At 61.3% G+C, this 20,786-nt stretch carries 21 protein-coding genes; 12 read left to right on the plus strand and 9 right to left on the minus strand.

What is annotated here, in order from left to right; all coding sequences use genetic code 11:
- Positions 1-123: 123 nt before the first annotated feature.
- A complete protein-coding gene (locus HYE77_RS17835; protein ID WP_177020974.1) occupies positions 124-1,536 on the minus strand; it encodes an amino acid permease in 1,413 nt (470 codons plus the stop codon).
- A 525-nt stretch (positions 1,537-2,061) separates the two neighbouring features.
- Here HYE77_RS17835 and HYE77_RS17840 point away from each other — a divergent pair.
- Complete coding sequence (locus tag HYE77_RS17840) at positions 2,062-2,199, plus strand: hypothetical protein (RefSeq protein WP_003175756.1); 138 nt, start codon at positions 2,062-2,064, stop codon at positions 2,197-2,199.
- Positions 2,200-2,276: 77 nt separating this feature from the next.
- Positions 2,277-3,236, plus strand: a complete 960-nt coding sequence (locus tag HYE77_RS17845) for a leucyl aminopeptidase (RefSeq protein ID WP_177069068.1) — start codon at positions 2,277-2,279, stop codon at positions 3,234-3,236.
- A 210-nt stretch (positions 3,237-3,446) separates the two neighbouring features.
- Here HYE77_RS17845 and rluB read toward each other — a convergent pair whose 3' ends face one another.
- From rluB to HYE77_RS17875, 6 genes are all read right to left on the minus strand, one after another.
- Positions 3,447-4,694 (minus strand): 23S rRNA pseudouridine(2605) synthase RluB, encoded by a 1,248-nt coding sequence (rluB, locus tag HYE77_RS17850; protein ID WP_177020975.1) that lies wholly within the window; start codon positions 4,692-4,694, stop codon positions 3,447-3,449.
- A 143-nt stretch (positions 4,695-4,837) separates the two neighbouring features.
- The gene (locus tag HYE77_RS17855; RefSeq protein WP_008433107.1) at positions 4,838-5,029 is read right to left on the minus strand and encodes a DUF1289 domain-containing protein; all 192 of its coding nucleotides are present in this window, start codon (positions 5,027-5,029) and stop codon (positions 4,838-4,840) included.
- A 131-nt stretch (positions 5,030-5,160) separates the two neighbouring features.
- Positions 5,161-6,120: an SMC-Scp complex subunit ScpB gene (scpB, locus tag HYE77_RS17860; RefSeq protein WP_008433105.1), complete on the minus strand. Its 960-nt coding sequence runs from the start codon at positions 6,118-6,120 to the stop codon at positions 5,161-5,163.
- Positions 6,121-6,132: 12 nt separating this feature from the next.
- On the minus strand, positions 6,133-6,831 hold the full coding sequence (locus HYE77_RS17865) for a ScpA family protein (protein WP_173406103.1): 699 nt from the start codon (positions 6,829-6,831) through the stop codon (positions 6,133-6,135).
- A 120-nt stretch (positions 6,832-6,951) separates the two neighbouring features.
- The gene (locus HYE77_RS17870) at positions 6,952-7,581 is read right to left on the minus strand and encodes an L-threonylcarbamoyladenylate synthase (RefSeq protein WP_003220075.1); all 630 of its coding nucleotides are present in this window, start codon (positions 7,579-7,581) and stop codon (positions 6,952-6,954) included.
- Positions 7,582-7,594: 13 nt separating this feature from the next.
- A complete protein-coding gene (locus tag HYE77_RS17875; protein ID WP_003220073.1) occupies positions 7,595-8,458 on the minus strand; it encodes a PHP domain-containing protein in 864 nt (287 codons plus the stop codon).
- 87 nt (positions 8,459-8,545) lie between these two features.
- Here HYE77_RS17875 and HYE77_RS17880 point away from each other — a divergent pair, with 87 nt between their 5' ends.
- From HYE77_RS17880 to HYE77_RS17910, 7 genes are all read left to right on the plus strand, one after another.
- Positions 8,546-9,142: a septation protein A gene (locus HYE77_RS17880; RefSeq protein ID WP_087692656.1), complete on the plus strand. Its 597-nt coding sequence runs from the start codon at positions 8,546-8,548 to the stop codon at positions 9,140-9,142.
- Between the two features lies 1 nt (position 9,143).
- The gene (locus tag HYE77_RS17885) at positions 9,144-9,443 is read left to right on the plus strand and encodes a YciI family protein (RefSeq protein WP_087692655.1); all 300 of its coding nucleotides are present in this window, start codon (positions 9,144-9,146) and stop codon (positions 9,441-9,443) included.
- A 106-nt stretch (positions 9,444-9,549) separates the two neighbouring features.
- Positions 9,550-9,957, plus strand: a complete 408-nt coding sequence (locus tag HYE77_RS17890) for a hypothetical protein (RefSeq protein ID WP_003220067.1) — start codon at positions 9,550-9,552, stop codon at positions 9,955-9,957.
- A 7-nt stretch (positions 9,958-9,964) separates the two neighbouring features.
- A complete protein-coding gene (locus HYE77_RS17895) occupies positions 9,965-10,642 on the plus strand; it encodes a response regulator transcription factor (RefSeq protein WP_003220065.1) in 678 nt (225 codons plus the stop codon).
- 244 nt (positions 10,643-10,886) lie between these two features.
- Positions 10,887-11,351 (plus strand): Spy/CpxP family protein refolding chaperone, encoded by a 465-nt coding sequence (locus tag HYE77_RS17900; protein ID WP_087692654.1) that lies wholly within the window; start codon positions 10,887-10,889, stop codon positions 11,349-11,351.
- Between the two features lie 65 nt (positions 11,352-11,416).
- Positions 11,417-12,760 carry a cell wall metabolism sensor histidine kinase WalK gene (locus tag HYE77_RS17905; RefSeq protein WP_003220063.1) on the plus strand — a complete coding sequence of 448 codons (1,344 nt, stop codon included), beginning with the start codon at positions 11,417-11,419 and terminating at the stop codon, positions 12,758-12,760.
- Between the two features lie 40 nt (positions 12,761-12,800).
- Complete coding sequence (locus HYE77_RS17910; RefSeq protein WP_177069069.1) at positions 12,801-14,150, plus strand: CoA transferase; 1,350 nt, start codon at positions 12,801-12,803, stop codon at positions 14,148-14,150.
- A 123-nt stretch (positions 14,151-14,273) separates the two neighbouring features.
- Here the strand turns inward: HYE77_RS17910 and HYE77_RS17915 are convergent, their stop codons facing one another.
- Together HYE77_RS17915 and arcD (HYE77_RS17920) are read right to left on the minus strand one after the other, a co-directional pair.
- Complete coding sequence (locus tag HYE77_RS17915) at positions 14,274-15,137, minus strand: DNA-3-methyladenine glycosylase (RefSeq protein ID WP_008433096.1); 864 nt, start codon at positions 15,135-15,137, stop codon at positions 14,274-14,276.
- 2 nt (positions 15,138-15,139) lie between these two features.
- Positions 15,140-16,567 (minus strand): arginine-ornithine antiporter, encoded by a 1,428-nt coding sequence (gene arcD / locus HYE77_RS17920; protein WP_177069070.1) that lies wholly within the window; start codon positions 16,565-16,567, stop codon positions 15,140-15,142.
- A 413-nt stretch (positions 16,568-16,980) separates the two neighbouring features.
- Between arcD (HYE77_RS17920) and arcD (HYE77_RS17925) the strand changes: the two genes are divergently transcribed.
- The 3 genes from arcD (HYE77_RS17925) (at position 16,981) to HYE77_RS17935 (ending at position 20,769) form a co-directional block, all read left to right on the plus strand.
- Positions 16,981-18,408, plus strand: a complete 1,428-nt coding sequence (gene arcD / locus HYE77_RS17925) for an arginine-ornithine antiporter (protein WP_003220056.1) — start codon at positions 16,981-16,983, stop codon at positions 18,406-18,408.
- Between the two features lie 24 nt (positions 18,409-18,432).
- On the plus strand, positions 18,433-19,689 hold the full coding sequence (arcA, locus tag HYE77_RS17930; protein WP_003220054.1) for an arginine deiminase: 1,257 nt from the start codon (positions 18,433-18,435) through the stop codon (positions 19,687-19,689).
- A 69-nt stretch (positions 19,690-19,758) separates the two neighbouring features.
- Positions 19,759-20,769: an ornithine carbamoyltransferase gene (locus HYE77_RS17935; RefSeq protein ID WP_003220053.1), complete on the plus strand. Its 1,011-nt coding sequence runs from the start codon at positions 19,759-19,761 to the stop codon at positions 20,767-20,769.
- The last annotated feature ends 17 nt before the right edge of the window (positions 20,770-20,786 follow it).

Below are 20,786 nucleotides of genomic sequence, written 5' to 3' on the forward strand. Positions count from 1 at the left end.
GCGAGGCACCGAGTGGTGGGGCAAAGACCTTTTGGTTACTTTTGGGGCGTTTGCCAAAAGTGACCCGCTGTAAGAGCGGAACCATAAGCCGCCGTTACCGCAGCAACGGATATGTACCCGAGATCAACCCCGACTCAACACCACCCCCTCCCGAGCCTTGCGCCTGTTCTTGATCCCATAACAAACCCACATAAACACCACCCAAACCGGAATCGCATACACCGACACCTGAATCCCCGGAATCAGCAGCATCACCCCAAGAATAAACACCACAAACGCCAGGCAAACATAATTCCCATACGGATACCAAAGCGCCTTGAACAACGGCACCTGCCCCGTCCGATCCATATGCTGCCTAAACTTGAAATGCGAAAAACTGATCATCGCCCAGTTGATCACCAGGGTCGCCACCACCAGCGACATCAACAACTCCAGCGCATGCTGCGGAATCAGGTAGTTCATCAACACCGCCACCAGCGTAATCGCCGCCGACGCCAGGATCGACCGCACCGGCACCCCGCGCTTGTCGATCTTCGCCAATGCCCGCGGCGCGTCACCCTGCTCGGCCATCCCCAACAGCATCCGGCTATTGCAGTAAGTGCCGCTGTTGTAGACCGACAACGCCGCCGTCAGCACCACAAAGTTGAGAATATGCGCTGCCGTGTTACTGCCCAACATCGAAAACACCTGCACAAACGGACTGCCGCTATAGGCGTCCCCGGAGGCATTCAGGGTCTCCAGCAAGCTGTCCCAAGGCGTCAACGACAACAGCACCACCAACGCGCCGATGTAGAAAATCAGGATCCGGTAGATCACCTGGTTGATCGCCTTCGGAATCACCGTGCGTGGCTTGTCCGCCTCAGCCGCAGTAAACCCGAGCATCTCCAGGCCGCCAAACGAGAACATGATGATCGCCATGGCCATCACCAAACCACCCACGCCATGGGGAAAGAACCCGCCGTGCTCCCACAGGTTGGTCACCGAGGCTTGTGGCCCGCCGGTGCCGCTCACCAACAGGTAACTGCCCAGGGCGATCATGCCGACAATGGCGACCACCTTGATGATCGCAAACCAGAACTCGGCCTCGCCGAAGACTTTGACGTTGGAAAGATTGATCACATTGATCAACACAAAAAACGCCGCCGCCGACACCCAGGTCGGGATCTCGGGCCACCAGTAGTGCACATACTTGCCGACCGCCGTCAGCTCCGACATGCCCACCAGGATGTACAAAATCCAGCAGTTCCAGCCCGACAGGAAGCCGGCGAAACCGCCCCAATACTTGTGGGCAAAGTGGCTGAAGGAACCGGCCACCGGCTCTTCGACGATCATCTCGCCCAGCTGGCGCATGATCATGAAGGCGATAAAGCCGCAGATGGCATACCCGAGGATCATCGACGGCCCGGCGGATTTCAGCACGCCGGCCGACCCCAGGAACAACCCGGTGCCAATCGCGCCACCGAGGGCGATCAGTTGGATATGGCGATTTTTCAGGCCGCGCTTCAGTTCGCCTGAATGCGAGTTGGCTTCACTCATGGAAAGGGTCTCACGCAAGGTTTGAGGGTGCTCATGGAGGGGTGCTGCTTTGGTAACGGGCTACAGCAGCGCCGATCAAACCCCGGTCCAGCGTTTTTTCTTACGGTCATACGTCACCTGTTGTTTTTATCTGTGACGAAATCGAACCCGACGGGCTTGTGGCCAGGCGGAATGAACAAGGCGGATAGCCCTGAGAGAGTGGGATCACAGTAAAACGCGGCGCATTGTACACCGCCAAACCTGTCTGGGCTGACAGGATGCGGTGCGGCAGATAGGAGGGACATTAGGAAAATTCTTTCAGATAACGAGAAGTTGACGAAAGGACGATTCCTACAAAACGATGCAACCAACTCTCTGTTTCATCGACATAAACCAAATCGCCATCAAAACGGAATAAAAAATCCAAATGGAACCGTGTCAATAAAAATTTTGCAATCCCAAACACTCTCTTCTAGGTTCATCCACTTGCCCAGCGCAGCAAGCTGGCAAGCTCGTTCTCAAACAACGTCATCTAGGAGATTCACCATGCAAGCACTGGAAAATGACCTGGAAACCGAACTGCAACTCGACGATTGGTTTGAAGCGCCGACCCATGAGGCCGCCGTTGAAATGATGCAAGCCGATGCCGTCGTGCCGTTCGGCACCGCGATGTGGCCTTTCTAATCTGATCAGGCACCCCGGCAGGTGCGGGACGCCGCACCTGCCACTGCTCCTACCGAAGGCTTTGAAGGAAGGACGTCATGGACAAGGCCCGCGCCGTCGAACATTTTCTGTATTACCTCGCCCATCACCCGGCCCTCGCCGGCCTGCACCGCCCCACCATTTTGCTTGGCCATACCGAACGCTACGACGCCATCGCCCAATCGATCATCCAGGGCAGCGCCGCCCGCTTCGACTTCCAGGTACAACGCCTGGACCAGGCCCCCAGCGAAGCGCTGGCCAAGGCCATCGAAGGCTGTGACCTGTACATGTTTCTCTACGATTCCTCGACCCTGCCCAACCCACGCGCCGAAGGCCCGGACTTTATCCGTGCCCTGCAAGGCGTGATGGCCGAGCACTGGAAAAAATCCCTGCTGCTCAAGGACTACGGCGACTATTTCTACGACACCTTCAGCGTCGCCCCACAGCGAATTGCCGACCTCAACGCCACGTTGATCCGGCGCATGTCCCAGGCCAGCGTGCTGAGCTTCACCGACCAGCATGGCTCGCGCCTTGAAGCGCCCATGAGCAGCATCAAGAAGTGGACCAATATCAACGGCGTCGGCAACCACGACCTGGCGCCCGGCGAGATCGCGACCCACAGCGAGGCCATCAACGGCCAGGTGCGGTTTGTCGGCACCTTCCTCAGCACCATTCCCTTTGCGCGTAAATACGGCGTGCTGCAATCACCGCTGGAACTGTGGATCGAGAACTCGACCATCTGCACCGTGGCCAGCGAAGTGCCGGGGCTGGCGGATGACTTCAACAAATACCTGAATGCCAACCCGTCCAATCGCCGGGTGGAAGAACTGGGCATTGGCACCAATGAAGGCGTGAAGGATTTGTATGCGCGCAACGCCGGCTTTGAAGAGCGTCATTGCGGGCTGCACCTGGGATTGGGTGGCGGGCAGAAAGGCAGCCATCATCTGGACCTGATCTTCGCCAGCGGCGTGTTGGCCCTCGACGATAAACCCGTGTTCGATGGGGCTTTCATGTTCTGACACGCCCGCCAAAACAATGGAGATCAACTGTGGGAGCGGGTTTGCTCGCGAATGCGGTGGGTCAGTCACTGGATGTATCAACTGATACACCGCATTCGCGAGCAAGCCCGCTCCCACAATGGACCTGCTTTGCTCATAGAGCAGGTTCCAAATCCAGGCCAAAAAAAACGCCAACCCGAGGGTTGGCGTTTTTATGCAGCGCTTAACGAATCACTGCGGCTTCTTGCGACCAAAACCTGGACGCTGGCCGGAACCGGCCGGTGCACCACGACGCTTGCCCGATGGCGCGTCATCGACCAGCTTCAGGCCCGGGCGCTTTTTCGGCGATGGCTTGGCTGGGCGTTTGGTGCTGGCGCTGTCGTCGGCACGGCCCGCAGCCGGAGCACCACGACCAGACTCGCCACGGTTACCGCGACCGCCGGCAGGTGCATCACCACGACCGGCTGGACGCGGTGCGCGCGGCGCACGTTCGCCATCCTGACGGGCCGGTGCCGAAGGACGACGCTCGCCTTCGATGTGCGGCTCGCGGGAGATGCGGCCGCCCGTGGCCGGTGCATCCAGCGCAGGGCGCAGGGTGCGGGCAACACGGTCGGTACGCGCCACCGGACGCGACGATTTACGCTGCATACGCTCAAGCTTGTCTTTGCTCTTGGCGTTCATCTGCGGCATGGCCACCGGCGTCAGGCCGACTTCGGCACTGAGGATGTCGACTTCATACTGGCTCATTTCGCGCCAGCGGCCCATCGGCAGGTCGGAGTTGAGGAACACCGGGCCGAAACGCACGCGCTTCAGGCGGCTGACCACCAGGCCCTGGGATTCCCACAGGCGACGTACTTCACGGTTACGGCCTTCCATCACCACGCAGTGGTACCAATGGTTGAAGCCTTCGCCGCCCGGCGCCTGCTTGATGTCGGTGAACCTGGCCGGGCCGTCTTCCAGCACGACGCCGGCTTTCAAGCGCTCGATCATTTCGTCATCGACTTCACCACGCACACGTACCGCGTATTCACGGTCCATCTCGTAGGAAGGGTGCATCAGGCGGTTGGCCAGCTCACCGTCGGTGGTGAACATCAGCAAGCCGGTGGTGTTGATGTCGAGACGACCGATGTTGATCCAGCGGCCTTCTTTGGGGCGCGGCATCTTGTCGAATACGGTTGGACGGCCTTCCGGGTCGTCACGGGTGCAGATTTCGCCATCAGGCTTGTTGTACATGATGACGCGGCGCACCGATTCGGCGGCCTCTTCACGCTTGATGACCTTGCCATCAATGGTGATGGCATCGTGCAGGTCGACGCGCTGGCCAAGGGTGGCTTCAACGCCGTTGACCTTGATGCGCTTCTGGGTGATCCAGGCTTCTACGTCGCGGCGCGAGCCTACGCCGATACGGGCGAGGACTTTCTGCAGTTTTTCGCCTGCGGGGCCGATTTCCTGGGTGTCGTTCTGGTCTTGGTCACTCATCTTAAGCACCTCCCGGTGTGTCGATTCAGGCTTGGCCTGAAGATAGTAAAAGCTGGGCTTTTGGCGAACGCATCGCCAAAGGGTCGCGAATCATACGCTCATGGCGCGCGTTGCGCATCAGAGACTAGTCGATAAGTGCGGGCTCATTTGCCTTTCCGCCGACCGGTGGCACCCAGCGCCAGCAGGCGCAGCTCGGCTTCGGCGAGTACCGTGCGCTTGTCGACCTTGTCGAGTTTCTTCCAGGCACGGATCTCGCGCTTGCTGCGCCCGCAGCCCACGCAGATGTCATCGGTGAATTTGCAGACGCTGATGCAGGGGTCTTTGGTGGAGCTCATTTGAGTTCTCCTTGCTGGCGACAATCCAAATGTGGGAGCGGGCTTGCTCGCGAATGCAGTGTGTCAGTCGCCGGATGCTTGGCTGACCCACCGCATTCGCGAGCAAGCCCGCTCCCACATTTTGTTCTGCGTCAGTCTTCGAATTGGCGGCGCTCGTTTTCGATGGCTTCGGCCAGGGCGCGGGCTTCGTCTTCTTCGTCGCTCAGCGGCGGTTGTTCGAGCGCTGCGACGGCGGCCAGCAGTTTGGCACGCGCTTCGGCGACGCCGAGGATGTCCTCCTCGGGTTCAGGCTCGGGCTCATCTTCAACTTCGACTGGCAGCTCAACCTCAACGTTCAGTTGCAACGCAGGCTCCTGCTCACCGTCACTGACCGCACCATCACGCAGCAAGTCATCGAAGTCAGTCTTGATGCCCTGCTCCATGTCATCCAGTTCCAGCAACAATGTGTGGAAACTGGTTTCGTCCTTCGGCTCTTCCGGCTCGGCGCTGGCGTCGGCCAGCTCCTGCAACCCGGCGGGCACCGGTGCGTCGTCGAAATCCAGGACCGGGTCCGGCTCCATCTCCCGCAGCTCGGCCAGCGGCGGCAAGTCGTCGAGGTTTTTCAGGTTGAAGTGATCGAGGAACACCTTGGTAGTGGCAAACATCGCCGGCTTGCCGGGCACGTCGCGGTAGCCAACGATCCTGATCCACTCCCGCTCCAGCAACGTCTTGACGATATGGCTGTTGACCGCGACGCCGCGCACGTCTTCGATCTCGCCCCGGGTGATCGGCTGGCGATAGGCGATCAGCGCCATGGTTTCCAGCATCGCGCGGGAATAGCGCTGCGGGCGTTCTTCCCACAGGCGGCCGACCCACGGCGAGAACTTCTCGCGAATTTGCAGGCGATACCCGGAAGCCACTTCCCGCAGCTCGAAGGCACGGCCGTCGCAGGACTTGCGCAGAATTTCCAGGGCCTTCTTGAACACCGGCGGCTCAGGGCGCTCGGCTTCTTCAAACAGTTCGAACAGGCGTTCCAGGGATTGCGGCTTGCCCGAGGCCAGGAGAAAGGCTTCCAGCAGCGGGGCCAGTTCGCGGGGTTCAGTCAGATTCATCGATTCAGCTCTTTATTCGGCTCGCGCCCGCACGTGGATAGCCGCAAAAGGCTCATTCTGGACCAGCTCGACCAAGGATTCCTTGACCAGCTCAAGGATCGCCATAAAGGTCACGACTACCCCCAGGCGCCCTTCTTCCTTGGTAAACAGCTCGACAAACGGCACAAACCCGCCGCCCTTGAGGCGATCCAGCACATCACTCATGCGCTCGCGGGTGGACAGTGCCTCGCGGCTGACCTGGTGGCTTTCAAACATATCGCCACGGCGCAGTACTTCGGCCATGGACATCAGCAACTCTTCCAGGCTCACGTCCGGCAGCAGCTTGCGCGCCCGGGCTTCCGGGGCGTCGAGCTTGGGCACCACCACATCGCGGCCGACCCGGCTCAAACCGTCGATGCCTTCGGCCGCGGCCTTGAAGCGCTCGTACTCCTGCAGGCGGCGGATCAGTTCGGCGCGGGGGTCATCCTCTTCCGCCTCGATAGTCTCCGAGCGCGGCAGCAGCATGCGTGACTTGATTTCCGCGAGCATCGCGGCCATCACCAGGTATTCGGCGGCCAGTTCCAGGCGCACGGTCTGCATCAGTTCGACGTAGCCCATGTACTGGCGGGTGATTTCCGCCACCGGGATGTCGAGGATATTGATGTTCTGCTTGCGGATCAGGTACAGCAGCAAGTCCAGCGGACCTTCGAAGGCTTCGAGGAAGACTTCCAGCGCATCCGGCGGGATGTACAGGTCCAGCGGCATTTCCATCACGGCCTGGCCGTAGACCATGGCAAATGGCAGTTCCTGCTGGGCGCCCGCCTGGCTGTCGACGGCTTCCACGGCCGACATTCAGGCCTCGACCATGAACGGTGCCGGGTCGCCACACCCTACGCGCACCACTTCCGGCTCGCCGTCGGCCAGGTTGATCACGGTGGAGGCCTTGTTGCCGCCGTAGCCGCCGTCGATGATCAGGTCGACGTGTTTTTCCAGTAGCCGGCGCATTTCATAAGGGTCGTACAACGGCTCTTCTTCCCCCGGCAGGATCAGCGACACACTCATCAGCGGCTCACCGAGTTCGGCCAGCAGCGCCAGGGCGATCGGGTGTTCCGGCACCCGCAGGCCGATGGTGCGCTTTTTCGGGTGCAGCAGCAGGCGCGGCACTTCGCGGGTGGCGTTGAGGATGAAGGTGTAGGGCCCCGGCGTGTGCGCCTTGAGCAGGCGGAAGGTGCCAGTGTCGACCTTGGCGAACAGCCCCAGCTGGGACAGGTCGCTGCAAATCAGTGCGAAGTTGTGGTTCTTGTCCAGGTCACGCAGGCGTCTTACGCGCTCGACCGCATTCTTGTCGCCGATCTGGCAACCGATGGCGTAGGACGAATCCGTGGGGTAGATCACCACGCCACCGGCACGGATGATCTCCACGGCCTGTTTGATCAGGCGCGCCTGCGGGTTTTCCGGATGAATCTGGAAGAATTGACTCACGTGTTCTACCTGTTCAGACGGTGGCAATAATGGGGTCATGTTTGAAGCGACACCAAAGGGGCGGCAAATCTTCCGGGACGGCGCGGTACTCGCCAATCTCGGACCAGCCGCCGGGGCCATGAAAATCACTGCCGGCGCTGACCAGCAGACCAAATTCGCGGGCAAGAATCGCCAGGCTGCCTACCTGCTCGGCGGGTTGATGCCCGTTGACCACTTCGATTGCGTGGCCGCCCGCTCCAATATAGTCGCCAATCAGCTTGCGACGCTTGCTGCGGGTGAAATCGTAATGCCACGGATGCGCCAGGCTGACCCAGGCACCTGCTGCCCGCAGTGTGCCAACGGTGTCTTCCAGGGTTGGCCAGTGTTGCTTGACGTCCCCCAGCTTGCCGGCACCCAGCCATTTGCGGAACGCTTCGGCGCGATCCTTTACAAAACCTTCACGCACCATCCAGTCGGCAAAGTGCGGGCGGGCCGGGGCGTTGCCGCTGTCGCCCAGTTCCTGCTGGATGGCGCGGGCGCCTTCCAGGCCGTTGGGCATGCCCTTGAGGGCCAGCTTGCGGCTTATTTCTTCGGACCGCAGCCAGCGGCCATCGTGCAATTTGGCGATGGCCTCCACCAGCGGCGGCGCGTTGACGTCGAAACCGTAGCCCAATACGTGGATGGTTGCGCCGCCCCAGGTGCAGGACAATTCAACCCCGTTGACCAGTTGCATGCCCAACGCATGCGCCGCCTCGCGGGCCTCTGCCAGGCCTTCGAGGGTGTCGTGGTCGGTCAACGACAGGACTCGCACGCCTTTTTCAAACGCACGCGCAACCAGGACCGCGGGCGCCAGGGCGCCGTCGGAGGCTGTGCTATGGCAGTGCAAATCAACATTCACGGGAGTGTGTAACCTCAAGTCAGCTGGCGCTTTCGCTACCAAGGATGTTTGTTATTATGCCGCCACATCCAGCTTCTGGCTCTTACTGTGAAACAATTCATCGACTTCATCCCGCTGTTGCTGTTTTTCATCGTTTACAAAACCGACCCTCGCGTTATCGATCTTGCCGGCCACGAGCTGACCCTCGGCGGCATCTACAGCGCCACGGCGGTGCTGATCATCAGCTCCGTGGTGGTCTACGGCGCGCTCTTCATCTCCCAGCGCAAGCTGGAAAAAAGCCAGTGGCTGACCCTGATCGCCTGCCTTGTGTTCGGCAGCCTGACCCTGGCCTTCCACAGCGAAACCTTCCTTAAATGGAAAGCCCCGGTGGTCAACTGGCTGTTCGCCCTGGCCTTTATCGGCAGCCACTTCATCGGTGATCGCCTGCTGATCAAGCGGATCATGGGCCACGCGCTGACCTTGCCAGACCCGGTGTGGACCCGCCTGAACATCGCCTGGATCGTGTTTTTCCTGTTCTGCGGCGCCGCCAACCTGTTCGTCGCCTTTACCTTCCAGAGCTACTGGGTGGACTTCAAGGTGTTCGGCAGCCTGGGCATGACCGTGCTGTTCCTGGTCGGCCAGGGTATCTACCTGTCGCGCCACCTGCATGACACCGACCCTACCACGCCGAAAACCGAGGACTGACATGCTCTACGCCATCATTTCCACCGACGTCGCCAACTCCCTGGAAAAACGCCTGTCCGTACGCCCGGCCCACGTCGAGCGCCTGAAACAGCTGCAAGCCGAAGGCCGCCTGGTACTGGCCGGCCCGCATCCTGCGGTAGACAGCAACGACCCGGGAGACGCCGGTTTCATCGGTAGCCTGATCGTCGCCGAGTTCGCCTCCCTGGCGGCGGCACAAGCCTGGGCCGATGCTGATCCGTATGTAGCGGCCGGCGTGTACGCCCAGGTGCTGGTCAAACCGTTCAAGCAAGTCCTGCCTTGATTCGTTGCGCGCTGAACCAAATGGCTTCAGCGCACTCCTAAACGCTCATTATTCCCGGTAACCTGCCGACAACGTTCTGAATATTCGTGTGGAATCAGGAGTTCCGATGCGCTTACGTCAGTTGTGTCTGTTGGCAGTGTTAATGATCGGGGCTACGGCCCACGCTGAAGAAACCTCGAACACCGGCAGTTCCACGCCCCTGTCCTTGAGTGCCGGCAGCCAGATCACCGATTTGCAGCAACGTTTGAAAGAGAGCGAACGCCAGCGCGATGAGCTGAGCAAGCAATTGCAAAGTGCTGACGCCACGCGGGAAAGTACCCAACTGAGTAAACTGCGCCAGGAGAACCAACGCCTGGTCCAGCAACTCAAAGAAGCACAGGGCAGTGCCTTGCCACGCTGGCTTACCGAGCAACAACAATGGTTCGTGACCGGCGGGGCAGTCGCGCTGATCGCCCTGTTATGCGGGATCTTCGCCAGTGGCGGGCACCGGCGCCGTCGACAATGGCTAAATTGAGTGAGTCATGAGCGAGCTGTTACTGATAGATGATGACCAGGAGCTCTGTGAGCTGCTGACCAGTTGGTTGAGCCAGGAAGGTTTCCAGGTGCGCGCCTGCCATGACGGCTTGAGCGCCCGCAAGGCATTGGCCGAAGCCGCCCCGGCGGCCGTGGTGCTCGACGTGATGCTGCCCGACGGCAGCGGCCTGGAGCTGCTCAAGCAATTGCGCAGCGACCACCCGGAACTGCCGGTGCTGATGCTCTCGGCCAGGGGCGAACCCCTGGACCGGATCCTCGGCCTGGAACTGGGCGCCGACGACTACCTGGCCAAACCCTGCGATCCTCGTGAACTGACCGCGCGCCTGCGCGCCGTGCTGCGCCGCAGCCACCCGGCCGCCGTGTCCACTCAGCTGGAGCTGGGCGACCTGTGCTTCAGCCCGGTGCGTGGCGTGGTCACTATCGATGAACAGGAATTTGCCCTGACCGTGTCCGAAAGCCGCCTGCTGGAAGCCTTGCTGCGCCAGCCCGGCGAGCCGCTGGACAAGCAGGAACTGGCGCAAATCGCCCTGGGCCGCAAGCTGACCCTGTATGACCGCAGCCTGGACATGCACGTCAGCAACCTGCGCAAGAAGATCGGCCCGCACCCGGATGGCCGGCCACGGATCGTGGCGCTGCGTAGCCGCGGCTATTACTACAGCCTCTAGCCCGCGTAGCAGCTGTCGAGCCTCGGCGAGGCTGCGACAGCATCTCCTCGGTACAGGTGTCAGACCGCAGCGCCTGCCTCGCAGCCTCGCCAAGGCTCGACAGCCGCTACGGTCGCCAATAGTTTTGTCAGCCCCGCCCAAAATCCTCTTTACCCAAGCTTTACCGTCCCCTGACTGCCGCTGACCTTGATCTCCGTAATCTACTCACATCCGGACTCACCGGAATAGAGACAGGAGAATCACCATGCGCAAGACCCTTATCGCTTTGATGTTCGCTGCTGCCCTGCCAACCGTTGCCATGGCCGCTGCGCCAGAAGGCCCAGGCCCGATGGGCGGTCCTGAAGGCCACATGATGGGTGGCCCAGGTCACGGCGGTGAACACGGCATGCGGGGCAAAGGTGGCCCTTTCAGCCAGCTGGACCTGAGCCCTGAACAGCGCCAGCAGATCGGCAAGTTGATGGGCCAGCAATGGCACGCTCGCAAAGAGTTGGTGCGCAAGTACCTGGACAAACTGCCAGCCGCTGATCAGAAAGCCATGAAAGACGAAATGGCGGCCGCCAAGCAGAAAACCCAGACCGACATCCGTGCCGTGCTGAAACCCGATCAACAGAAGAAATTCGACGAGATCGTGAAGAAACAAGCCGAGCGCCGCGCCGAGTGGAAGGAATTCCAGGCCTGGAAAGCCCAGCAGCCGCAAAAAGCGCAATAATGATCTAGCTTCACTCCCAGCCCAGTGGCCACCGCCGCTGGGCTTTTCCTGTTTGAGGATTTCTTGTGCGTTCATTGTTCTGGCGCGTCCTTGCCAGCTTCTGGCTGGCCATCGCCCTGGTTGCCGGGTTGTCGATCCTGCTTGGGCATATGCTCAACCAGGACGCCTGGATTCTCAGCCGCCACCCCGGGCTCAATAACCTCGCGCAGGAATGGACGCAGCTTTACGAGGCCCAGGGCGAGGACGCCGCCCAGGAGCTGCTGCAGCAGCGCAAGCGTCAGTACCACATTGACGTGCAAGTGCTTAACGAAAGCGGCGAGCCTGTGGTGCGCGGCACTTTCCCGCGCCGCGCCGCCGCCCTCGAAGCCCGGCAAAACGACAGCCAGGACCGCCACCTGCCCTGGCGCCGGCTGACCGCCGAGTACACCAGCGAAAAAACCGGCGACACCTACCTGCTGATCTACCGCATTCCCCACCCGGAACTGGACGCCTGGCACCGCAGCAGCCTGCTCTGGCCGTTAAGTGCCCTGGCGATTGCGCTGGTGGTGCTGACCCTGTTCAGCCTGTTGGTGACGTTGTCCATCACCCGCCCCCTCAGCCGCCTGCGCGGCGCAGTGCACGACCTGGGCCAGACCACCTATCAGCAGAACAGCCTGGCGCGGCTGGCCAACCGTCGCGATGAATTCGGCGTACTGGCCACCGACTTCAACCGCATGGGCGCCCGCCTGCAAAGCCTGATCGGCAGCCAGCGCCAGTTGCTGCGGGATGTGTCCCACGAACTGCGCTCGCCCCTGGCCCGCCTGCGGATCGCCCTGGCCCTGGCAGAACGGGCCACGCCCGAAGCGCGGGAAAAACTCTGGCCGCGCCTGACCCGCGAATGCGACCGCCTGGAAGCGCTGATCAGCGAAATCCTGGTACTCGCCCGGGTGGACGCCGATAACGCCAGTGCCGAAGACATCGACCTCAACCCGTTACTCCGGACCCTGCAAAAAGACGCCTTGCTCGGCGCGCCGGACCAACCCGTGCAGCTGGATGCCGAGGCCGGGCTGCACCTCAAGGGCTGGCCGACCATGATCGAACGCGCGGTGGATAACCTGCTGCGCAACGCCCAACGCTTCAACCCGCCCGGCCAACCGATTGAAATGGAAGCCAGACGCCAGGGCGAACGCATTGTGATCAGTGTGCGCGACCACGGCCCCGGCGTGGATGCCGAACACCTGAGCCAACTCGGCGAGCCGTTTTACCGCGCCCCGGGGCAAACCGCCCAGGGCCATGGCCTGGGCCTGGCCATCGCGCGGCGCGCCGCAGAGCGCCATGGCGGCAGCCTGATCCTGGCCAATCATCAAGGCGGCGGCTTTATCGCCAGCGTGGACCTGCCGCTGGAGCCGGGGGTTGTCATTCAACCCTGATGATCTTCTATGATGGTCCTTCTCATTAGGAGGGCCTTTGATGACTGATCTGCTCACCCCCATCCAGGAAGCACTCGATTTACCCGTCACCCCACTGGCCGTAACCGAGGTCGGCGCCCTGCCCTCGACCTTTGCCGTCACCGAACTGGCCAGCGCCAGCATCGGTGCCGCAGGCCAGGCGGTCGCCCAGTTGCTGTTGCAGCAAACCGGGCGCCAGCCCTCGGTGACCGTGGACCGGCGCCTCGCCTCGTTCTGGTTCTCCTCCTCGCTGCGCCCCGACGGCTGGACCACCCCGCCGCTGTGGGACCCGATTGCCGGCGACTACGCCTGCACCGATGGCTGGATTCGCCTGCACACCAATGCACCGCATCACCGTGCCGCCGCCGAGCGCGTACTCGGGCAGGTCGCTGACCGTGAAGCAATGGCCGCGAAGGTTGCGCCATGGACCGCTGCCGAGCTGGAACAGGCGATCGTCGAAGCCAACGGCTGTGCGGCGCAGATGCGTTCGTGGCAAGACTGGCAAGTTCATCCACAAGGCTTGGCGGTCAATCAGGAACCGCTGGTCCATCGCCAGACCTTTGCAGCCCTCAGCGACAAACCCTGGCTGGGCTCGGTGGCAAGGCCGCTGGCGGGCATCAAGGTGCTGGACCTGACGCGCGTATTGGCCGGCCCCACCGCCAGCCGTTTTCTCGCAGGCCTCGGCGCCGATGTACTGCGCATCGACTCCCCTGACTGGAACGAACCCGGCGTGGTGCCGGAAATGACCCTGGGCAAACGTTGCGCCCGCCTGGACCTGAAAAACCCCGACGACCGCCTGATCTTCGAAAACCTGCTCAAGAACACCGACATTCTGCTGCACGGCTACCGCGCCGATGCACTGGAACAGTTGGGCTACGGTGAGGCTGCGCTGCAAGCCCTCGCGCCTGGCCTGATCGACGCCAGCCTCAACGCCTACGGCTGGAGCGGCCCGTGGCGCAATCGCCGGGGGTTCGACAGCCTGGTGCAGATGAGCACCGGGATTGCCGAGGCTGGCAGGCAGTGGAAAAACTCGGACAAACCGGTGCCGCTGCCGTTGCAGGCGCTGGACCACGCCACCGGGTATTTGATGGCGGCCAGTGCGATTCAGGCGTTGAGTGAACGATTGAAATCCGGCCGCGGCGGTTCGGCACGGTTGTCCCTCGCGCGCACGGCAAAGCTGTTGGTGGACGCAGGACAAGTCCCGGAACAACTACCGCTGCGGGCCGAAGAACCGGGTGATCAAGGCTTGGTGGTGGAGCAAACCGCCTGGGGCCCGGCCCACCGCTTGCTGCCCCCGGTGACCATCAGCGGGACACCGTTGCAGTGGGACTTGCCCGCAGGGGAATTGGGCTCACACCGCCCTCAGTGGTGACCGAAGATCCTGTGGCGAGGGAGCTTGCTCCCGCTGGACTGCGCAGCAGGCCCCAGCTTTTGGGTCGATGGGGCCGCTTCGCGCCCCAGCGGGAGCAAGCTCCCTCGCCACAGGTATGCAGAATCAATCCGCGCGGCTCAGTGATGTCCACAAATGCTGCGCCGCATAGGCTCTAAGCGGTCGCCAGGCCTCAGCCCGCGCCAGCAACTGGCGCGGGCTCACCGGCCCGCCTTCCAGCGCCACCAGCGCATTGATCAAACCGATATCCCCCGAGGCAAACGCATCCTGCTCGCGCATCTGGCGCATGGCGATGTACTGCGCCGTCCAGTCACCAATCCCGGGTAATGCGACCAACCGCGCCACGCCTTCCTTCAGGTTCGCCTTCGCCTGGAAAATCTGCGGGTCATCCAGCAACGCCTGGGCCACGCCCGACAAGGTACGCCCGCGACTTTTCGGCATGCCGAGGGTTGCCAAATCTGCGGCTGCCAGCACCTCGGCCGAAGGAAACACATGGGTCACACCGGCATGGGGCGTCACCAGCGGCGTGCCGTACTGCGCCACCAGCTTGCCCGCCAGCTTGATCGCCGCCACCACGGTAATCTGCTGGCCCAACACCGCGCGGATCGCCAACTCCAGCCCATCCCAGGTTCCCGGCACCCGCAAGCCAGGACGCGCCGCCACCAAGCTCGCCATCAAGGGATCATTCGCCAATTGCCGGTTGATCCGCTTCGGGTCAGCCGACAGGTCAAACATGTCCCGTAACCGCCGCTCAATTTCCGGCAACGCAGCCGGGTCGGGGAAGTCCACCGTTACTTCAAGCCAATCACCGGCCCCCGGTGACACACTGAGCCAACCCTGCTGACCGTCGACACTGATACTGCGCGAGTAAACGCCTGCGTCCACCGTCTCCATCCCGCTGATCGCCCGCGCCGACAAAAAGCCCAACATCGCCGCCCAGTCATACGGCGCCTGATACGCCAGCTGCATTCTCACAACGACAATACCCCGCTGTACAACCCATACGCCGCCAGGCTCGCCCCGGCGATCACGCAGGCGAAAATGCCTTTTTCCAGATGGCTAAACAAGGGCTGGCCCTGCTCGCGCTTGGCCAGGGCAAACAGGATCACGCCCGGTGCATACAGCAGCGCCGACAGCAGCAAGTACTTCAGGCCACCGGCGTAGAGCAGCCACACCGCATAGGCCAGGGCGATCAGGCTCACCAGCAGGTCCTTGGTGCGTTCGCCATGGGCGCCTTCGTAGGTTTCACCGCGGCCGCTCAACAGCACCGCATACGCCGCCGACCAAAGATAGGGCACCAGGATCATCGACGACGCCAGGTAGATCAGGGTGGTGTAGGTACTTTCCGAAAACAGCGTGATCACCAGGAACAGCTGGATCATCACATTGGTCAGCCACAGCGCATTGACCGGCACCTGGTTGACGTTTTCCTTTTTCAGGAACGCCGGCATGGTCTTGTCATGGGCGGTGGCGTAGAGGATTTCGGCGCAGAGCAAGGCCCACGACAGCAGCGCGCCCAACAGCGAAACCGCCAGGCCGATGCTGATCAACAGCGCGCCCCACGGGCCAACGATATGTTCCAGCACCCCGGCCAGGGACGGGTTTTGCAGGTTGGCCAGTTCCGGCTGGCTCATGATCCCGAGCGACAGCAGGTTGACCAATACCAGCAGCGCCAACACCCCCAGGAAACCGATGACCGTGGCCCGGCCCACGTCCGAGCGTTTCTCGGCCCGCGCCGAGTAGACACTGGCGCCCTCGATGCCGATAAACACAAACACCGTGACCAGCATCATGTTGCGCACCTGATCCACCACGCCGCCGAAATTCGGATTACTCAGGCCCCAAATATCCCGGGTAAAGATATCGCCCTTGAATGCCACGGCGGCGATCACGATAAACATCACCAGCGGTACGATCTTGGCCACGGTGGTGATCTGGTTGATGAACGCCGCCTCCTTGATCCCGCGCATCACCAGGAAATGCACCGCCCACAACAACACCGATGCGCAGCCAATCGCCACCGGGGTATTGCCCTGGCCGAACACCGGAAAAAAGTAGCCGAGGGTACTGAATAGCAACACGAAGTAACCGACGTTGCCCATCCAGGCACTGATCCAGTAGCCCCAGGCCGACGAGAAACCCATATAGTCGCCAAACCCGGCCTTGGCGTACGCGTATACGCCGGAATCCAGTTCCGGCTTGCGGTTGGCCAGGGTCTGGAACACAAAGGCCAGGGTCAGCATGCCCACGGCGGTAATGCCCCAGCCAATCAACACCGCGCCTACCTCGGCCCGCGCCGCCATGTTCTGCGGCAACGAGAAAATCCCGCCGCCGATCATCGAGCCCACCACCAGGGCGATCAAAGCATTGAGGCGCAGCTTTTCCGAGGATTGGGACATGAACACTCCTGAACAAAACAACCATTGAGCCAACAACTGTGCACTCAAATAATTTATTAAGCCGGCGCAGCGTTTATTAGATATAGCCAATAAAGGCGCCTGCTTCATAACTTAAAGGCATGACAATAAACAGCGTTAAGGCAAATTTATAATTTAAATAACGCTGCGCTGTAAAAGTTTGCATATCTGTAAATACGGGCTAGCTTCAAAGGTCCATGCTAATGAGAAAACCTGTTGTTTGAAACGCAGAACCGCTCTACGACGAGCCTCTGCGAGGCACTTGAGCGCCCGTACCTTTCATCATAAGTCATTAATTCACAATGGAATGTGCCAATGAAGTGATCTGAGTCAGCTGTTTGATTAGCGCACGGATTTATTCTGTGGTCTCTCTTCTCCTGCATTGGAGTCATGCGATGTCTGAATCTCCCGGAAAACTTCGACTCGGCGCACTGGTTGCACTTGTCGTGGGTTCAATGATTGGTGGCGGGATCTTCTCACTGCCGCAAAACATGGCGGCCAGCGCCGATGTCGGCGCGGTACTGATTGGTTGGGTGATCACCGCCGTGGGCATGTTGACCCTGGCGTTCGTGTTCCAGACCCTGGCCAATCGCAAGCCCGACCTCGACGGCGGGGTCTATGCCTACGCCAAGGCCGGGTTTGGCGACTACATGGGTTTCTCATCCGCCTGGGGTTACTGGATCAGTGCCTGGTTGGGCAACGTCGGCTATTTCGTGCTGCTGTTCAGCACCCTCGGTTACTTCTTCCCCATCTTCGGCGAAGGCAACACCCCGGCGGCGGTGATCGGCGCGTCGGTGCTGCTGTGGGCCGTGCACTTCCTGGTACTGCGCGGGATCAAGGAAGCCGCGTTCATCAACCTGGTGACCACCATCGCCAAGGTGGTGCCACTGGTGCTGTTTGTGTTGATCGCGCTCTTCGCGTTCAAGCTGGACATCTTCACCGCCGACATCTGGGGCGTGAAAAACCCGGACCTGGGCAGCGTGATGAACCAGGTGCGCAACATGATGCTGGTCACCGTCTGGGTGTTCATCGGCATTGAGGGTGCGAGCATCTTCTCGTCCCGCGCCGAAAAACGCTCCGACGTCGGCAAGGCCACGGTGATTGGTTTTATCACCGTGCTGCTGTTCCTGATGCTGGTGAACGTGCTGTCCCTGGGGATCATGACCCAACCGGAATTGGCCAAGCTGCAAAACCCGTCGATGGCCGCCGTGCTGGAGCATGTGGTGGGTCACTGGGGCGCGGTATTGATCAGCGTCGGCTTGATCATTTCCTTGCTGGGGGCGCTGCTGTCGTGGGTGCTGCTGTGTGCGGAGATCATGTTCGCCGCCGCCAAGGACCACACCATGCCGGAGTTCCTGCGTAAGGAAAACGCCAACCACGTGCCGGCCAACGCCCTGTGGCTGACCAACGCCATGGTGCAGATTTTCCTGGTGATCACGCTGTTCTCGGCCAGCACTTACCTGTCGCTGATCTACCTCGCCACCTCGATGATCCTGGTGCCTTACCTGTGGTCGGCGGCCTATGCACTGCTGCTGGCGGTGCGCGGTGAAACCTATGAAAGCGCCCCGGGCGAACGCAGGAAAGACCTGCTGATCGGCGCCATCGCGTTGATCTACGCGGTCTGGCTGCTGTACGCCGGTGGCACCAAGTACCTGTTGCTGTCCGCCTTGCTCTACGCCCCTGGCGTGATCCTGTTCGCCATGGCCAAGCATGAATTGGGCAAACCGATTTTCACCAACGTCGAGAAGCTGATTTTCGCCGCAGTCGTCATAGGTGCCCTCGTGGCGGGCTATGGCCTCTACTCCGGCTTCCTGACCCTGTAATCATTGTTCACTGGAGGATCTGTAATGACCACGGAAAAAGTGAAGTACGGCGTACATTCCGAAGCCGGCAAACTGCGCAAAGTCATGGTGTGCTCCCCAGGTTTGGCCCACCAGCGGCTGACCCCAAACAACTGCGATGAACTGCTGTTCGATGACGTGCTGTGGGTAGCCCAGGCCAAGCGCGACCACTTCGACTTCGTGACCAAGATGCGCGAGCGCGACATCGATGTGCTGGAAATGCACAACCTGCTGACCGACATCGTCGCCATCCCCGAAGCGCTGGACTGGATCCTGGAGCGCAAGATCACCGCCAACCAGGTGGGCCTGGGGCTGGTCAATGAGGTCAGCTCGTGGCTGCGCAGCCTGGAGCCGCGCAAGGTCGCCGAGTACCTGATCGGTGGCGTGTCGGCCGATGACCTGCCGAGCAGTTTCGGTGGCAAGACCATCGAGATGTTCCGCGATTTCCTCGGCCACTCAAGCTTCATCCTGCCGCCGCTGCCCAACACCCAGTTCACCCGCGACACCACCTGCTGGATCTACGGCGGCGTGACGCTGAACCCGATGTACTGGCCGGCGCGACGCCAGGAAACCCTGCTGGCCAGCGCCATCTACAAATTCCACCCCGAGTTCACCAACGCGGACTTCCAGGTGTGGTACGGCGACCCTGACCAGGAACACGGCAACGCCACCCTGGAAGGCGGCGACGTGATGCCGATTGGTAACGGCGTGGTGTTGATCGGCATGGGCGAGCGTTCCTCGCGCCAGGCCATCGGCCAACTCGCCCTGAACCTGTTCAAGCACAAGGCCGTGGAGCGTGTGATCGTCGCCGGCCTGCCAAAATCCCGCGCGGCGATGCACCTCGACACCGTGTTCAGCTTCTGCGACCGCGACCTGGTCACGATCTTCCCGGAAGTGGTCAACCAGATCGTCGCCTTCACCCTGCGCCCGGACGAGACCAAACCCGGCGGCATCGACATCCAGCGCGAAAAAACCAACTTCCTCGACACCGTCGCCGCCGCCCTGAACCTCAAGGCCCTGCGTGTGGTGGAAACCGGCGGCAACAGCTTCGCCGCCGAGCGCGAGCAGTGGGATGACGGCAACAACGTAGTGGCCGTGGAGCCTGGCGTGGTGATCGGCTACGACCGCAACACCTACACCAACACCTTGCTGCGCAAGGCCGGTGTGGAAGTCATCACCATCAGCGCCGGTGAACTCGGCCGTGGCCGTGGCGGCGGCCACTGCATGACCTGCCCGATCATTCGCGACCCAATCGACTACTGATATTCAAACCCTGGCCGCCGCTCATAAGGCGCCGGCCAGGGGGATAACCTAAACAGAAGGAGATCCACCATGGCTTTTAATATGCGCAACCGCAGCCTGCTGTCGCTGATGCACCACACCACTCGCGAGCTGCACTACCTGCTGGACCTGTCCCGCGACCTCAAGCGCGCCAAATACACCGGCACCGAGCGTCCACACCTGAAGGGCAAAAACATCGCGCTGATCTTCGAAAAAACCTCGACCCGCACCCGTTGCGCGTTCGAAGTGGCGGCCCATGACCAGGGTGCCCACGTCACCTACATCGACCCGGTGTCGTCGCAGATCGGCCACAAAGAAAGCATGAAAGACACCGCCCGCGTCCTCGGCCGGATGTTCGATGCCATCGAGTACCGTGGCTTTGAACAGGAAATCGTCGAAGAACTGGCCAAGTTCGCCGGTGTGCCGGTGTTCAACGGCCTGACCGCTGAATTCCACCCCACCCAGATGATCGCCGACACCCTGACCATGCGCGAGCACAGCGACAAGCCGCTGCATGACATCAGCTACGCCTACCTGGGCGACGCCCGCTACAACATGGGCAACTCGCTGCTGATGATTGGCGCCAAGCTGGGCATGGACGTGCGCATCGGCGCACCGAAAGCCCTGTGGCCCCATGCTGACTTCATCAAGCAGTGCCAGGCATTCGCCGAGGAAAGCGGCGCGCGCATCACCATCACCGAAGACCCGAAGGAAGCGGTGAAAGGCGTGGACTTCATCCACACCGATATCTGGGTGTCCATGGGCGAACCGGTGGAAGCGTGGGACGAGCGCATCGAGCAACTGCTGCCGTACCAGGTCAACGCCAAGATGATGAAAGCCTCGGGCAACCCACGGGTGAAATTCATGCACTGCCTGCCGGCGTTCCACAACAGCGAGACCAAGGTCGGCAAGGACATCGCCGCGCGTTATCCGAACCTGGCCAATGGCGTGGAAGTGACCGAAGAAGTGTTTGAGTCCCCGGCCAACATTGCCTTTGAGCAGGCGGAAAACCGCATGCACACCATCAAGGCGATCCTGGTGTCGGCGCTGGCGGATATCTAAACCCACACCGCTCCCAC

This window comes from Pseudomonas sp. IPO3774 (genome assembly GCF_013386835.1).
Classification (GTDB): domain Bacteria; phylum Pseudomonadota; class Gammaproteobacteria; order Pseudomonadales; family Pseudomonadaceae; genus Aquipseudomonas.

Excerpts from the sequence above, each read along its gene's own strand:
- HYE77_RS17835 (WP_177020974.1), bottom strand. The coding sequence starts at position 1,536 with ATGAGTGAAGCCAACTCGCATTCAGGCGAACTGAAGCGCGGCCTGAAA.
- HYE77_RS17840 (WP_003175756.1), top strand. The coding sequence starts at position 2,062 with ATGCAAGCACTGGAAAATGACCTGGAAACCGAACTGCAACTCGACGAT.
- HYE77_RS17845 (WP_177069068.1), top strand. The coding sequence starts at position 2,277 with ATGGACAAGGCCCGCGCCGTCGAACATTTTCTGTATTACCTCGCCCAT.
- rluB (WP_177020975.1), bottom strand. The coding sequence starts at position 4,694 with ATGAGTGACCAAGACCAGAACGACACCCAGGAAATCGGCCCCGCAGGC.
- HYE77_RS17855 (WP_008433107.1), bottom strand. The coding sequence starts at position 5,029 with ATGAGCTCCACCAAAGACCCCTGCATCAGCGTCTGCAAATTCACCGAT.
- scpB (WP_008433105.1), bottom strand. The coding sequence starts at position 6,120 with ATGAATCTGACTGAACCCCGCGAACTGGCCCCGCTGCTGGAAGCCTTT.
- HYE77_RS17885 (WP_087692655.1), top strand. The coding sequence starts at position 9,144 with ATGCTCTACGCCATCATTTCCACCGACGTCGCCAACTCCCTGGAAAAA.
- HYE77_RS17890 (WP_003220067.1), top strand. The coding sequence starts at position 9,550 with ATGCGCTTACGTCAGTTGTGTCTGTTGGCAGTGTTAATGATCGGGGCT.
- HYE77_RS17895 (WP_003220065.1), top strand. The coding sequence starts at position 9,965 with ATGAGCGAGCTGTTACTGATAGATGATGACCAGGAGCTCTGTGAGCTG.
- HYE77_RS17900 (WP_087692654.1), top strand. The coding sequence starts at position 10,887 with ATGCGCAAGACCCTTATCGCTTTGATGTTCGCTGCTGCCCTGCCAACC.
- HYE77_RS17910 (WP_177069069.1), top strand. The coding sequence starts at position 12,801 with ATGACTGATCTGCTCACCCCCATCCAGGAAGCACTCGATTTACCCGTC.
- HYE77_RS17915 (WP_008433096.1), bottom strand. The coding sequence starts at position 15,137 with ATGCAGCTGGCGTATCAGGCGCCGTATGACTGGGCGGCGATGTTGGGC.
- arcD (WP_177069070.1), bottom strand. The coding sequence starts at position 16,567 with ATGTCCCAATCCTCGGAAAAGCTGCGCCTCAATGCTTTGATCGCCCTG.
- arcD (WP_003220056.1), top strand. The coding sequence starts at position 16,981 with ATGTCTGAATCTCCCGGAAAACTTCGACTCGGCGCACTGGTTGCACTT.
- arcA (WP_003220054.1), top strand. The coding sequence starts at position 18,433 with ATGACCACGGAAAAAGTGAAGTACGGCGTACATTCCGAAGCCGGCAAA.
- HYE77_RS17935 (WP_003220053.1), top strand. The coding sequence starts at position 19,759 with ATGGCTTTTAATATGCGCAACCGCAGCCTGCTGTCGCTGATGCACCAC.